Below are 13,378 nucleotides of genomic sequence, written 5' to 3' on the forward strand. Positions count from 1 at the left end.
GTTTCTATCCCTTCTTTTTCCAATTCGCTGAACACATGGTTTATGAGAATTGCAGTGTTGCCCTGTTTTCGGGCGCTTCCGTTAAATGCAACTACCTTCATGCTGATCGCCTCTATATGCAAATACCACTTCATGGAATAAAATACCGATTATTTTAATTATTATTTATAGAGAATTATTGATACTTACTGAATATTAAGATATGAAGAGCTTCATTATCAGCGCAGAAAGCCTTGACCCTGATAGTTCTTCAGGACTTCGAAACTGTCTTTATAGTGAATATGGTTCTCTATATTGTATAACAACGAACGCTCAAGGCACGGCAAGATCAGGCAATCCTGAACATCCTGCCTTTCCAGCGGCTGTCCAGCCTGCTCAGGAATACTATGGAAGCTGCGACCAGGATAAGTCCCAGACCCGCGATATAGACCGTTGAAAATTCGCTGTTTACCGGATAATAGAATGACAAAAGCGTTTCAGCCAGCAGTACAGGAACCACCGCTAGCGAGAACTGAAGCAGGATCTTTGCGTCGAGAAGATAGCTATTCGTGAACAATCCTGTGAGATAAGCAAGCACAGAACCCACATATACAGATACTGTGAACATTATGAAAAGTCCAATCAACAGCAAGTCCATCTCTCCTTTAAGATATCCTATTGCTACAAGATAGGGCACTGCCACAAGGCATATAAAGAACAGGAAAAGCATCAATTTTGTCCGGATAACATGGGGCATGGACAAGGGCAGGGAATTGTAACATTCTGATATGTCAATGTTGGACAGCCAGCTATAGAGCAGGGTGCAGAAGAACCCAACCATGGCTGCATAGAATAGCAGGGAAAAATTGAAGTCCCAGAGCATTACAGATTCGATGAACCATGTCACAGCATATAAGAACAGAAGGGGCATAAGGAAAGTCAGTATCACCGGGAATATGATGCCGCTGCGTACAAGGTCTATGATATCCTTGGATAGCATGGGGCTATATTTCGATGAAAGCCGGGAAGTCAAACGCGCAGTTTTCATGAACGCCTCTTTTGATTTGCGCTCATGGGGAGTGGGCACTTCTTTTATGAAAAAGGAGGAGATCACTCCGAGCGCCAGTAATGTTATCAATACTTCAAGTACCAGGTAAAATGAATGGGAATGGTAGAATACAAGTGCGGGAAGTTGAGCCGCTACCTCTTTAATATCAATCCCTGTAAACCACAGATAGAGCCCTCCTGCCGCAGCTATTATCAATGCAGCAGCGCCCAGACGCGCGAGTGCTGCGAACAGAAGCACGCTGAAACTGATGCCGAGTAAAAATGACAGGGTAAGTGAAACAAAGAGGAATAACAGGGAAGAAAAAGAGATAGGCACGAACACGGATGCCAGCGCGAGTCCGAGTATCATCGGCAGGATGGTGAAGAAGACATAGTAAAGTGTATCCTTGATGTAAAACAGGAAAAACAGCCGCCTGAAGCGTATGGGCAGGGTGTAGCCGCTTGCCAGAAGAAGACTCACGCTGCCAAAGCGCCGCTCAAGGATGCGATCTCCGAACATGGCAAAACCGCCGACGCTGAGTCCGTAGAACAGCAGTACCCAGTGCGCCACAAGTAGCAGGTCATCTATCGCCACGGCCCGCCGCAGCATGGGAAGGGTCGCTCCCATTATGAATGTAAAAAGGACGATAGTAAGGGACGAAAATAGAAAATAGGAACGATTGAAAAAAGATGCCTGAAGCCTGAACTCTTCCTTGAACATCAATTTCAGGATCTTCACATCGAGCACAGTTTTCCCCTAAGCAGAAACAAGACGCACGAAAATCTGCTCCAAGTCCTCACCTTTAGCTTTGCGGAGTTCTTCCAGACTGCCCACGGCCACCAGTTTGCCCTTATCAATGATGCCCACCCTGGTGCAGAGCTTTTCAGCAAGCTCAAGGATGTGGGTGCTGAGGAACACGGTACCCCCGCCTTTCACGAAGTCAAGCAACCAGGCTTTGAATTTCCTCTGGATGAGCGGGTCAAGGTCGAGGAAAGGCTCGTCCATGAACAGCATTCTGGGTTCGTGAAGCAGCGCCGCCGATAAGGTAACTTTTTTCTTCTGCCCTTTGGAGAGGCTCATGCACATCGTCTCTCGTTTTTCTTCAAGATCGAAAAATTCTATCCACCTGTTCACATTCCCGTTCTCAGGCAGTCCCCTGACCGATGACACAAAATGCAGATATTCTTCCACTGTCAAAAATGAAGGCGGGTATTCAAGTTCGGGAACTATGCCGATAGCGGCTTTTACTGAGATGGGGTCGGAAGCAACATCTATTTCTAACACTTTCGCGGTGCCGGAGGTAGGGGGTATCTGTCCGCTGAGCATTTGCAAGGTGGTTGTTTTGCCCGCACCGTTGGGGCCTATGAAGCCGAAGAGTTCGCCTGATTTGATGGTTATGGATAGATCTTCTACTGCTGTCAGTTCGCCGAATCGCTTGGTGAGGGCTTGTGTTACTATGGGGAGCAAAAGGATCGCCTGTTCCTACCTGTTAATTTAGAATAATATATTATCATGCTTCTTTAAATAATTATGTTAGGAGTTCCTTGATGTCCAACTTTCATAGCAACAGGCTATTAATAAAACATGAGTGAATATTCATGAACATGAGAAAAAGTGAAATAATCATATTTGGAATAATCATTCTATCCTTCGCTATTGGCATCTATTATTATCCTCAAATGCCGGAAAAATTGGCATCTCACTGGAATGCCGGGGGGCAAGTTAATGGTTATATGTCAAAGTTCTGGGGAGTGTTTTTGATGCCGATCATTTCAGTGGGAATGTTATTGCTCTTTATTTTAATACCCAGGATAGACCCGTTAAAATCCAATATACAGCAATTCAGAAAATACTATGATAGATTTGTAGTCTTGATAATGGTTTTTCTATTGTACATTTATCTACTGACAATTTTCTGGAACTCCGGATATACATTCAATATGACTGCTTTTCTATCTCCAGCTCTGGCTGTACTATTTTATTATGCTGGAGTCCTGATCGAAAATGCAAAAAGGAACTGGTTTATCGGAATAAGAACACCATGGACACTGAGTAGCGATAAAGTATGGGATAAAACTCATAAAATTGGCGGTAAGTTGTTCAAGATCGCTGGAGTGGTTACTCTTTTAGCAATATTTTTTCAGAATTTTGCAGTATTTATTATCGTTGTTCCCGTGATCTTAATATCCATTTTTACCTTTGTGTATTCATATTTTGAATATCAGAAAGAGAAATAAGAGAGTTATATATTCATATAACTATAATTTAGACACATGGATAAAGGCACTACGGATTTAACGAGGAAAGCGCTTTTTGGACTTACACATTTGGTTATTATCTTGGGAGTACTGCTTTTTGTCCCCGCTTGGTCAGAGGATTTTTGGGAAGCATGGGTTTTTCTGTTCATTTTTTCGATAGCAGTCATAACGATTACTCTTACTTCTTAAAAAACGATCCGAAACTGATAGAAGGACGGCTTAAAGCTGGACCGTCCGCCGAAAAGGAGAGAAGCAAAAAAATTATACAGAAGTTCGCAGGTCTTTTTTATCTTACAAACGAGTAATGGAGGACAGCCATGCTTTAACACCCTCTGCACTAAACGTTGTTTCAAGCTTCGCTTCCCTGATGTAATTTATCTTCCAGCCTTTGCCGAACGTGGCACGTATCTCAGCCTGAGTTACTCTTCTTGGCCCGTATGATCCTGGCTCATGCTCACTGAAACAGAGCATGAGATACTTGCCACCGGGATAGAGCGCAGAAGATAAACTTGCAGAATAAATCGGGCGCTCCTCATCCGAGAACACATGGAAGAGGCCGCAGTCGATTATGGTATCGAACTTATTCTGAAGTAATTGAAGTTTAAGAGCGTCGGAAACGAGAAAGTTTACGGTTATTCCACGTTTTTTAGCCTTCTCTTTTGCTTTTTTGATGGCAGATGGTACCGCATCAATGCCCTACACTTCAAAACCCAGTCCAGCCAGATATAATGCGTTCTCTCCTGTTCCGCATCCCACATCAAGAACTCTTCCGCTTATCTCTCCATCTTCCGCAAGCCGGATGAATTCATTCTGGGGACGTCCTATATCCCATGGCGGAATACCCTCGTATGCAGAATCAAAAAAATTCATGTTTCCTCACCATCATTTGCGTAGATCAATAAGAGACTTTCCGAGGATGCTATCAGTGTGGAAAGCATGGACAGGCTCTCTTGTAGCGAGAGATAGGCGGTGTGAAGAATTAGCCTAAAATGGAATTCTTTACCTCTTCCTGGATTACTCATATACACTTGGCCAGCCACGGTTAACTATTTTACAACAGCTATCAACCTAAGCATCGCGACCATGGCTGTTATGGTCAGTAAAGGAATAATCGCGATCGTAAGAGCTACACTTATCCAAGAGACTATAATATTGAGATATGGAATATTAATGCCGAAATAGTTCAATGCAAGAATCGCAACAACAATAATTATTAGACCAGGAATCATGTAAGTTATGTCCTTCTTGCTCGGTGCCGCGCCAGCTCCCAAAGCTAATGCAAGGTATAGGAAAACATATGTTTTCCAGTTCAAATAATCCAGGCCCATAATGAAAGAAAGACTTCCTTCGAGTAAAGACAGTGTTTCTGTGAGTATGTCAAAAGAGCCTGGCAAATAATTGAAATGGATTCCAAGATATTTGCTTATAAGAAGCAGTATTGCCGGGCATCCAATCAATGGAGCGATTGAGATGGCAAAATTGCCAATGACAGGTATCTTTGGATTTGTATGTTCTACTCGTCCTAAAGTGTCCCCCGACGGTATGACACTGAAATTTGTTATACGTGCACCCATGAGCAGAGCAACTAAAGCATGACTGAATTCATGTACGATCGTTCCCGGCAACATAAGAACAACATACAAAGTTTTCGATGCCGATGACGAAAGGGATCGATGTAAATATTCGGAAATTAAATAGAGCACGATTGCCAGGAGCAGTATGATATACACACCATTTTAGATGAACATCTTATGTTGTATATTTTTTCTTAGTATTTTTCAGTATCCGCACAGGCTTCTCTGCATCTTCCTTCTCATAATCTCATCCAGCCGTTCTTTCGTGTATCCGAAGGGTAGCAGCATACTCTCAGCAGCCTGAAGCAGGTATTCGTAGTATTTTACCCTGTCGTACTGCGTGTTCTCATCTGCAAGTTCTGGTATCATAACCCGTTTCTGCCAGCTTCTGGATTTATGGTCTGTTATTATGTAGCGAATGCTCTGCCCCGGCAGTGTCTCTATACCTTCCTGCCTCAGCTGCCTCATAGCAGCCATCTGGTTATTGAACTGCCTGTACTCATCGCAGCCTCTGGATACATGCGTCTTGAATATCAGGTCAGAAAATTCACATTCATTGTCAAGCACTTTTCTTGTGTATTCCCGCAATACCACGATAGCTTCAGGTATCTTCTGGTAAAACTCGGAAGCGTTTCTTGCTTCTGCAAGCTTTCCGAGCATGGCATCCTGCATGTCGCTTATGACCCGCGGCGTATCGCTCCGCCTTGTTTCTATGCCCCGCACTTTCAGCTTGCCGTTCGTCATCACCCCGTAATACCGGTTCAGTGCTCCAACTCCATTTGACTTGTTGGGCAGGAACACGATCCACCTGAACTCGCCTTTAAGCTCAAGAGGTATGCCTATTTCGCGGGATGCAAGTTCACAGAGCTTCTCAGGTTCGCTTCCTTTCACCCAAAGACTGTCCACAATGCCGTGCAGTATCTCAAAACCCATACCCTCTGCAAGCTCTATTGTGCGAAGCAAAATTTCACGTCCATAGGCAGTTATGGATTCATGGCATTCTATCCTGCCAAAGCGCGCTTTGTTGAAGCCCATATACCCGAAGCTTGTCACAAGCAGCCATTTGAGTATGTTCTGTTTCATCTCATACTCCTCCGCTCTCGATGGGCAATCATTAATGCGCTTCTTATAGGTTATTCTCCTCTCTATTAAGGGTTTGAGCACGCGCGGAATAAGCCCAGTACGCTGCTGGCAGATGTTGTAGTGCGTAAACGGAACACGCTTTTCCGAATCCGGGCAGCATCCGCACAGCACCGTTTCAGGCGAGATGTTGTGCTTCACCATGATGTTGGGAAAGAGGGATGCAAAGTCAATTTCAAATGCGTTCTCATGAAGCCCTACCTTCGGTTCTATCACTAAGGCGCCCCTGTCAGCGATGAGCAGTTCCTCAGCTGTCTTCCAGTATTCTGCAAGGTTGCGCTTCCAGGGAACGAGTACGCCGTCACGCAGAGCCTGGTTGACCTGAAGCGCAGTCACGGCGCTGCCGGGACTCAGGCGCGAGAGTTCCTGCAGCTGGATTCCAGTTATGCGGGAAAGGTCAATTAGTCCAAGCAGTCCGCCTTCTGAGAACATAAAAGAAGATCTGTCAAGATGCAGCCGTCCTGCCAGTAAGTATCCTCTGGGTTTGTAAAGAATTCTCCCGTAGCTGAAATATGATTTTCCGCTGCCTTCAGGCAGGGTATCCTTCTCCCTTCCAAGCTGCAGTTCAATGCCGTGCAAAGCTGCGCGGTGATGCAAATACGGCAGGTCAAAACTATCTCCTCGTTCCGTAAGTATCAGGTCGGGGTCGGCATGAGCAACCTCAATGTTAAGTTTATTGATCATCTTCGCTTCAGAATTTCCCTCGATCACGCTGTTACCAAAAACAATCCTGCCGATGGGGTCGTCCATCGTGATAATTCCTTTATCCCTGCCTGGTATTACCGATAATTCCATGCTTACAAGTTCGGGCACTTCATAGTCAAGGGTATACTGGCTGTCATCAAGAATATCTCCTTTGAGTCTTGCAGCTGGAAACAGCTTGTATTCAAGGAGATACTGCCTGACCGGGTCGAGGTCGATGTTGTACAGGCTGCATCCCTTCGCCTCAAGCATCGAGGCGATCTCGTAAACTGAATTCGGTTCTATGGCAGCAGATATTACTTTTTCAGGCTCTTTGCCGAGCCACGTGCTCTTCTCTTCAAAATGCGTATGTTTCACACCGGGCAGGCTGGCTATCAGGGATAAAAGTTCTGGTTTATTTGAAATGTATATCCTGGGATAATACACCTCACGTTCTGGCTTGCAGTCTGAGCCGTCTTTAATCCATCTTGTTATGGTGCAGTTCTCCGGATTGTACCTGATATCCAGCAGGAACATTCGCTTTCGCCTCCCGCAGTGAATTGATTTCCTTCTGCTGCTCGATAAGAATAGACAGGAACACGGCATCCATCGGGTCAAGGGTAGGCGCAACCGTGCAGGATGATGCATGCTTCCTTGCCTTGTTCATGAGGCTATCGAATGCAGCCTTATCCTCCCCGCGCAGCGCCCTTCTGAATACTGAAAGCTCCACTATCATTTCCTCAAGCAACATTCGGAAGCTGGGCACTGTTCTGCCCATATGCATCACCTCCTGTAAAATCTGTAAACCTCATCTGCCCTGGCGGCACGGGCATATACTCAAAAACGTGACCGTTATCGAATAGCCTTATGAGCTTCTTTGAGGGTTGCTCTACGCGGATGACCCTGTCGGCCCTGGATGCAAGCTGCCTGTCCCCGTACCATGAGCCGCCGAAACTCGTGATTGCTGTAATAACGCTAGAAGACGCAGTCAGCAGTTTTAAATGTTCAAGCAGCGGCTCGAACAGTCTCATGCCGTCCGAGCCAGAAAACAGGGAAGGCAGATAGGATATCGCCAGTACGGCGGGGTTCCACTGCGGAAGTGCATCCTGCAATCCATTTATCAGGGCTTCCATCTGGTATTCGGTGAAGGCACGGGCGACATGAATGCGAGAGAGTACTTTCCTGGGCTCTGCGCCGAAGGATTTTGCGATCCTTGAGAGGGTGTAGGGATTGAAACTGTTCCCGCCGTCCACAAATACAGCATCCCTGTCTAATGATACAACCGAGGCAGCGCAGAGGCGGAATAAAACATCAGGCACCAGACCGGATGAACCCTCAATCACGGTGATGCATGAGGGTTTGAAATCCCGAAGGTCAATGCATGGCAATACAGGTAGACTGCGGGCGCTAATGCAGTAAGACATAACACTCACACCGGAGGGGAATAATAAGGTAGGACGGATCAGCTTAAAAGCAATTTGAGAGCGGGGCGAAAGTATTCGGTTCAGAATAGAAGTAAAATATTTAATTAAAAGCAAAAGAAATCTTATGAAATTATGAAGATAAAAATTGCATCTGAAAGCGGTGAAGCACTAGCTGAGTGAACAATAGGATAAGAACAATAAAACTTCGATTTAAAAATCGATTAGAAAAAAAAGAAATGATAATTTTTCAGGCTAACCATTTTTCCCCATACTTATTATGATGTGTGAAAGACCCTATATCCCGTCTTACCCTCAGATATTTTGTTTCTGAAACAGGGTAGCCTAGTTTGCATGCAAATCCAAGTTCCATATATTCAGGAATATTAAGTATCTTCTTTAATTCTTTCTGCACACCACCAAACGCACTCATTATATGCATGCTTACACCTAATGATTGAGCCATTAACCATATATTTTCCATCACACAACCGAGGCTTAAGAAACCTAGAACGTCGCCCTCAGATGCTGGAGCTCTTTTTCTTCTATCATAAATAATTAAAAGGATTGTATTCCCTCCCCTGATAGTGTCGCTGAGAGGAGTAGGGTTTCTTTCCTTAATTGCCTCATCCAGTTTAGAAGCATCTCTCCAATTTGGTGGAAATTGGGTTCCTAAAATCCCTATTTTTTTTCTTTTTAGCTCTTCTTCTGACATGGATAGCTGCTCAAAGTTTTCTCTGATAAATTCTTCTGATATAATGGATTCGATTTTTCCAAGAGTTTCAATAACCTTTTTATCATCAATTACAATAATATCAAAGTTCTGCATGTTGTGTGCTGTTGGAGCCCAACGTGCTGCCTCTAAAATCATCTTTAATTTATCCTTTGGAATAAGCTTTTTTGGATCAAACTGGCCTCTGCTGGAATGTCTTTCCTGGATTAGCTTAATTATATCAGTCATTCTTATCACTTCCAATTTTCAAAACAGCCCTAAAGTGAACTGTTGCAGTCATCATCTTTTCAAAAGCTAAAGCGGCCTGCTCCAGTGGGAAAACCTCAACCATTGGCTTTATTTTAGAAACGACGCTGAACCTTAATGCGTCTTCAGGAGTTCCTCCAACCCATCCGCTAATTGATCTCTGACCCATCATTAATATAACTGGCGGTATGGTCATTGGTTCGTTTGAAAAGGTGACTATAATCATCTGACCATTTCTGGCTAAACCATTTACAAGTTCTGCCATTGATTTGCTGTTTGGAGCTGTGCAAAGTATGACATTTGCCCCGCCCAGTTTCATTAGCTCTTCCGCTGGTTCAACAGCATTTGAATCAAAATAGTAGTGAGCTCCAAGCTTTTTTGCCAATTGCTCCTTTTCTTTTCCTCTTGAAATTACTGCAACTTTTAGACCAAGCTTATTAGCAAATTGTACTGCAAGATGACCAAGTCCTCCCAATCCATGAATTGCTACAAGATCACCTCCTTTTAGGTTGGAACTTTTTAATGCTCCAAAAGTTGTTCTGCCAGCACAGAGCAACGGTGCTGCATCAATTGAATTAAGCTCTTCGGGAATAGGTGTAAGCACCTCCATTCTAGCTACCATATATTCTGCATACCCCCCATCAATTGAAAGACCTGTAACAAGAGCATTTTCGCAAGTTCCAAATTCACCATTACGACAGGCTCTGCAGTGGTGGCAATGGCCGCCATGCCATCCAATCCCAACTCTTTGCCCAACTTTCCAATGTTTTGAGTCAGAACCTAATTTTTTTATGGCTCCAACAACTTCATGTCCAGGTATCCTTGGATAGGTGAGGCCAGGAAAGTGGCCTTCCTTTACCAACACATCCCCATGGCAGATACCACATGCTTCAACTTTAATAAGAACTTCGTTCTCTCTTGGCTCAGGAATATCAATATTAACCAACTTAAAATCTGTTCCCGGAGCAGTCACCCGTATCGCTTTCATTTTTGGCATAATATCTTCCTCCATTATAGCTTAATAATCAAAATAACAAATCAAGTCTTTATAGTTTCCTCAAGTTTTAAAAAATGAAATCATTCTTGGGCTAATCTTTTTTAGTAATACCCGGTCTCTATTCCTCAGAACATCAATTTTTTTGTCCCACAGCGACTGGATATTCTTCATGTTTTTAAAGATGTTTCTTTAAGAACTGCAACGCTTTTTCCCAGGCATCCTCCGCTGCTTCTTTATTGTATGTTGTCGGGTTTGTATCGTTCATGAATGCATGGCCAGCATTCGGATATACTTTGTACTGGAAATCTTTATTGAGCTTTTTCATTGACGCTTCAAGTTGCGGCAGGCCCTGCACTAACGCAATATCCTTTACGCCGTAAAATGCCATGACCGGGCATGAGATTTTGGCCAATTCTTCCTCTTTCTCAAGCGCATGTCCATAAAACGGCAAAGCTGCGGCAAGAGTCGGTTCACTTGCTGCAAAGCTGTAGCTGTAGGTACCACCAAAACAAAATCCCATGACTGCAATTTTCTCCACCTTGTACTCCAGCTTTAGATAGCTGAAGCATATTCTGAGCCGTTCTACTGTTTCCTTCCCGAATTCTTCCGACATGATCGGACTCATAGCCGCACGCAGTTTCTTCTGGGCTTCATCGTGGGTAGAAGGATTGGCTACCTCAGCCAAAATGGACTGGTCTATTTTTTCAGTGATTCCGGTCTGGGAAATAAGATCCGGTGCGAGAACAACATAGCCCTCAGCAGCCAGGCGATCAGCAAGGCTTCTGATATTCTTGTTAAGCCCCCATACTTCGTGAATGAGAATGACTCCAGCGCGCTTATTTCTCGTACCGGCAATATAAGCTGGAATATGGTGTTTTTTGCGACTGATTATAATATCTGCCATGTTGGTTATTTCTCTCCTATTGTAATCTTCAGCATCTTATCGCCTACTGCGATATTTTCAGCAACATCCTGCCCTTCAGTGACCTGTCCAAATACTGCATATTGCCCATCCAGGAACTTTGCATCTGCAAGGACTATATATAACTGGGATGACGCACTGTTCGGATCAGTGGAGCGAGCCATACCCACTGCACCTTTTTTATGCGTCAGTGAAGGGGCTATCTCAAGAGGAATGGTCTTATCTGAACCGCCTGAGCCATCTCCCTTAGGGTCCCCGCCCTGAATTACGAACCCTGGCTCAACCCTGTGGAATGTGAGACCATTATAAAAACCGCTCTGTGCCAATTCTATGAAGTTTTTTGTAGTGATTGGGGTCTCTTTTTCGAAGAGCTCGAATTTTATTATACCCTTATTGGTCTCGATGGTGGCTATTCTGTTTTTTCCACTTTGTGCGGGCTGGGATTTTTCGGTGCATCCAAGCGTAAATGCCATCAGCGCAATCAAAACGACTGTAATCAAAATCTTTTTCCTTGCCATAGTTTCACCTGAAGTTACTTACGTGTTATAAAATTTTTGTTAAATAAACCTATCCCAGCAGCAATCCCAGACAAGTATTTATAGCAAAAATTTCTAACATATAATTGAGATTATGCTTCAATGGGGGGACGATATGGAGAAAACAGAGAAAGAGCTGTTAAATGGAAGGGGTGGGGTCAATTAATATGAGAAAAGTAATTGCATTTGAAAATGTAACGCTTGATGGGTTCTTTGCGGGACCAAACGGGGAAATAGATTGGTTTAAACGGAAGGAAGAATTGGCTAAATATGCCACCAATCAGGCAGGTAGAGGGAACACAATCTTACTTGGACGAGTAACTTATGAACTGATGGCAAGTTACTGGCCATCCGCTTCCCCACCTGCCGAAGACCCAATCCTCATTGACAGGATGAATAACTTACCCAAAATCGTTTTTTCAAAAACGCTGGAAAAGGCGCAATGGAGGAATACAAGGCTGATTAAAGACAACATTGCAGAAGAAACCCAAAAAATGAAACAACAGCCCGGCAAGGACATGGTGATATTGGGCAGTGGCAGCATCGTACAAACTTTTACGAATCTTGGCTTAATCGATGAATATCAGCTTTTAGTCCATCCTGTTGTTCTTGGCAGCGGAAAACCCTTGTTTAAAAACATCAAGGACAGGCTTAATCTGAAACTTGTAAAAACTGGGACGTTTAAGAATGGGGTCGTTCTGCTTCTCTATCAGCCTGACACAAAGGAGGAGATCACTAAATGACAAAAAATAATCAGACAAAAATTACAGCAATACCAGGCAAACAAGAGATCTTCATTACAAGGGAGTTTGATGCACCCCGTGAGCTCGTTTTTAAAGCATTCACAGATCCGAAGCTTTACATACAGTGGCTTGGGCCATGGGAACTCGTCATGACTCTTGAGAAATTTGAACCGAGAAACGGTGGCATGTGGCGATATATCCATAAAGATAAAGATGGCAACGACTATGCATTTCATGGCGTGACTCATGAGGTCACAGCCCCTGAGAGAATTATCGGCACATTTGAGTTTGAAGGGCTTCCTGAAAAAGGGCATGTCGTCCTCGAAACGGCGAGATTTGAAGTATTGCCCGGTGACAGGACAAAGCTAACGTCTCATTCTGTCTTCCAGTCTGTTGCTGACCGTGATGGTATGCTTCAGTCTGGCATGGAAAGGGGGGTCAATGATTCGTATGATCGTCTTGACGAGCTTTTGGAAAAAATGGAAAAGGAGAAAGCGTAATGATTCTAAGTCGCCTCGCCGAGTACTTGGCGAGAATCTGAATTTTTGGAAAAATATATGAGAAAAGTAATTGTATCAATGATGGTCTCACTTGACGGCTTCTTTGCAGGACCAAGTGGAGAAATAGATTGGCATATCGTGGATGAAGAATTTAACCAATATGCCATCGATCTACTAAATACGGTCGACACTATTTTATTCGGACGAGTGACTTATCAACTTTTTGAAAGTTATTGGCCTGCCGCGGCTACGAACCTGTCAACTTCAAAGAGCGATCTTGAAATTTCCCACAAAATAAATAATATAACCAAAATTGTTTTTTCAAAGACTCTGGAAAAAGTTGAATGGAAAAATGCCAGGCTGGTTAAAGAGGTTATACAGGAAGAAATCGCGAAAATGAAACAACAGCCCGGTAAGGACATGGTGATATTCGGTAGTGGCAGCATTGTATCAACTTTTACGCAACTTGGCTTAATTGATGAATATCGGATTATAGTGAATCCTGTTGTCTTGGGCCACGGCAAACCATTATTTAAAGACATCAAGGACAGGATTAATCTTAAACTTTTGAAAACAAAGACGTTTAGTTCAGGCAATGTT

The 13,378-nt window shown here is 43.8% G+C and carries 17 protein-coding genes; 4 read left to right on the forward strand and 13 right to left on the reverse strand.

Annotated elements, in window-relative coordinates; translation table 11 throughout:
- The 3 genes from O8C68_06905 to O8C68_06915 form a co-directional block, all read right to left on the reverse strand.
- The coding region (locus O8C68_06905; protein ID MCZ7395530.1) for an NAD(P)H-dependent oxidoreductase at positions 1-101 on the reverse strand (101 nt) is incomplete at its 3' end.
- A 227-nt stretch (positions 102-328) separates the two neighbouring features.
- Positions 329-1,774 carry a hypothetical protein gene (locus O8C68_06910; protein MCZ7395531.1) on the reverse strand — a complete coding sequence of 482 codons (1,446 nt, stop codon included), beginning with the start codon at positions 1,772-1,774 and terminating at the stop codon, positions 329-331.
- 9 nt (positions 1,775-1,783) lie between these two features.
- Positions 1,784-2,494, reverse strand: a complete 711-nt coding sequence (locus O8C68_06915; protein MCZ7395532.1) for an ABC transporter ATP-binding protein — start codon at positions 2,492-2,494, stop codon at positions 1,784-1,786.
- A gap of 137 nt (positions 2,495-2,631) precedes the next feature.
- Here O8C68_06915 and O8C68_06920 point away from each other — a divergent pair, with 137 nt between their 5' ends.
- Positions 2,632-3,264, forward strand: a complete 633-nt coding sequence (locus tag O8C68_06920) for an SdpI family protein (protein ID MCZ7395533.1) — start codon at positions 2,632-2,634, stop codon at positions 3,262-3,264.
- 312 nt (positions 3,265-3,576) lie between these two features.
- Here the strand turns inward: O8C68_06920 and O8C68_06925 are convergent, their stop codons facing one another.
- From O8C68_06925 to O8C68_06970, 10 genes are all read right to left on the reverse strand, one after another.
- Entirely contained in the window at positions 3,577-3,978 is a 402-nt protein-coding gene (locus O8C68_06925) for a class I SAM-dependent methyltransferase (GenBank protein ID MCZ7395534.1), read from the reverse strand.
- A 3-nt stretch (positions 3,979-3,981) separates the two neighbouring features.
- Positions 3,982-4,155, reverse strand: a complete 174-nt coding sequence (locus O8C68_06930; GenBank protein MCZ7395535.1) for a hypothetical protein — start codon at positions 4,153-4,155, stop codon at positions 3,982-3,984.
- A gap of 176 nt (positions 4,156-4,331) precedes the next feature.
- Positions 4,332-4,988, reverse strand: coding sequence for a M50 family metallopeptidase (locus O8C68_06935; GenBank protein ID MCZ7395536.1), 657 nt, complete (start codon positions 4,986-4,988; stop codon positions 4,332-4,334).
- Between the two features lie 75 nt (positions 4,989-5,063).
- Positions 5,064-7,217 carry a hypothetical protein gene (locus tag O8C68_06940; protein MCZ7395537.1) on the reverse strand — a complete coding sequence of 718 codons (2,154 nt, stop codon included), beginning with the start codon at positions 7,215-7,217 and terminating at the stop codon, positions 5,064-5,066.
- Positions 7,159-7,458, reverse strand: coding sequence for a hypothetical protein (locus O8C68_06945; GenBank protein MCZ7395538.1), 300 nt, complete (start codon positions 7,456-7,458; stop codon positions 7,159-7,161). The genes O8C68_06940 and O8C68_06945 overlap by 59 nt, the downstream gene beginning before the upstream one ends.
- Complete coding sequence (locus O8C68_06950) at positions 7,421-8,104, reverse strand: hypothetical protein (GenBank protein ID MCZ7395539.1); 684 nt, start codon at positions 8,102-8,104, stop codon at positions 7,421-7,423. Before O8C68_06950 ends, O8C68_06945 begins: the two co-directional genes overlap by 38 nt.
- A 247-nt stretch (positions 8,105-8,351) precedes the next feature.
- Positions 8,352-9,062 carry a nitroreductase family protein gene (locus O8C68_06955; GenBank protein MCZ7395540.1) on the reverse strand — a complete coding sequence of 237 codons (711 nt, stop codon included), beginning with the start codon at positions 9,060-9,062 and terminating at the stop codon, positions 8,352-8,354.
- The gene (locus tag O8C68_06960; GenBank protein ID MCZ7395541.1) at positions 9,055-10,077 is read right to left on the reverse strand and encodes an alcohol dehydrogenase; all 1,023 of its coding nucleotides are present in this window, start codon (positions 10,075-10,077) and stop codon (positions 9,055-9,057) included. Before O8C68_06960 ends, O8C68_06955 begins: the two co-directional genes overlap by 8 nt.
- 175 nt (positions 10,078-10,252) lie before the next feature.
- Positions 10,253-10,981, reverse strand: a complete 729-nt coding sequence (locus tag O8C68_06965; protein MCZ7395542.1) for a dienelactone hydrolase family protein — start codon at positions 10,979-10,981, stop codon at positions 10,253-10,255.
- Positions 10,982-10,986: 5 nt separating this feature from the next.
- Complete coding sequence (locus tag O8C68_06970; GenBank protein ID MCZ7395543.1) at positions 10,987-11,517, reverse strand: peptidylprolyl isomerase; 531 nt, start codon at positions 11,515-11,517, stop codon at positions 10,987-10,989.
- A gap of 185 nt (positions 11,518-11,702) precedes the next feature.
- Between O8C68_06970 and O8C68_06975 the strand changes: the two genes are divergently transcribed.
- The 3 genes from O8C68_06975 to O8C68_06985 all read left to right on the forward strand — a co-directional run.
- Complete coding sequence (locus O8C68_06975) at positions 11,703-12,278, forward strand: dihydrofolate reductase family protein (GenBank protein ID MCZ7395544.1); 576 nt, start codon at positions 11,703-11,705, stop codon at positions 12,276-12,278.
- Positions 12,275-12,778 (forward strand): SRPBCC family protein, encoded by a 504-nt coding sequence (locus tag O8C68_06980; GenBank protein MCZ7395545.1) that lies wholly within the window; start codon positions 12,275-12,277, stop codon positions 12,776-12,778. Before O8C68_06975 ends, O8C68_06980 begins: the two co-directional genes overlap by 4 nt.
- 57 nt (positions 12,779-12,835) lie before the next feature.
- Positions 12,836-13,378, forward strand: a 543-nt coding sequence (locus O8C68_06985; GenBank protein MCZ7395546.1) for a dihydrofolate reductase family protein, incomplete at its 3' end; no start/stop codon positions are given.

Origin of the sequence: Candidatus Methanoperedens sp., from assembly GCA_027460525.1 — an archaeon.
Taxonomy (GTDB): domain Archaea; phylum Halobacteriota; class Methanosarcinia; order Methanosarcinales; family Methanoperedenaceae; genus Methanoperedens.

Excerpts from the sequence above, each read along its gene's own strand:
- O8C68_06930 (MCZ7395535.1), bottom strand. The coding sequence starts at position 4,155 with ATGAATTTTTTTGATTCTGCATACGAGGGTATTCCGCCATGGGATATA.
- O8C68_06920 (MCZ7395533.1), top strand. The coding sequence starts at position 2,632 with ATGAGAAAAAGTGAAATAATCATATTTGGAATAATCATTCTATCCTTC.
- O8C68_06960 (MCZ7395541.1), bottom strand. The coding sequence starts at position 10,077 with ATGCCAAAAATGAAAGCGATACGGGTGACTGCTCCGGGAACAGATTTT.
- O8C68_06950 (MCZ7395539.1), bottom strand. The coding sequence starts at position 8,104 with ATGTCTTACTGCATTAGCGCCCGCAGTCTACCTGTATTGCCATGCATT.
- O8C68_06970 (MCZ7395543.1), bottom strand. The coding sequence starts at position 11,517 with ATGGCAAGGAAAAAGATTTTGATTACAGTCGTTTTGATTGCGCTGATG.
- O8C68_06945 (MCZ7395538.1), bottom strand. The coding sequence starts at position 7,458 with ATGGGCAGAACAGTGCCCAGCTTCCGAATGTTGCTTGAGGAAATGATA.
- O8C68_06975 (MCZ7395544.1), top strand. The coding sequence starts at position 11,703 with ATGAGAAAAGTAATTGCATTTGAAAATGTAACGCTTGATGGGTTCTTT.
- O8C68_06940 (MCZ7395537.1), bottom strand. The coding sequence starts at position 7,217 with ATGTTCCTGCTGGATATCAGGTACAATCCGGAGAACTGCACCATAACA.
- O8C68_06980 (MCZ7395545.1), top strand. The coding sequence starts at position 12,275 with ATGACAAAAAATAATCAGACAAAAATTACAGCAATACCAGGCAAACAA.
- O8C68_06955 (MCZ7395540.1), bottom strand. The coding sequence starts at position 9,062 with ATGACTGATATAATTAAGCTAATCCAGGAAAGACATTCCAGCAGAGGC.
- O8C68_06965 (MCZ7395542.1), bottom strand. The coding sequence starts at position 10,981 with ATGGCAGATATTATAATCAGTCGCAAAAAACACCATATTCCAGCTTAT.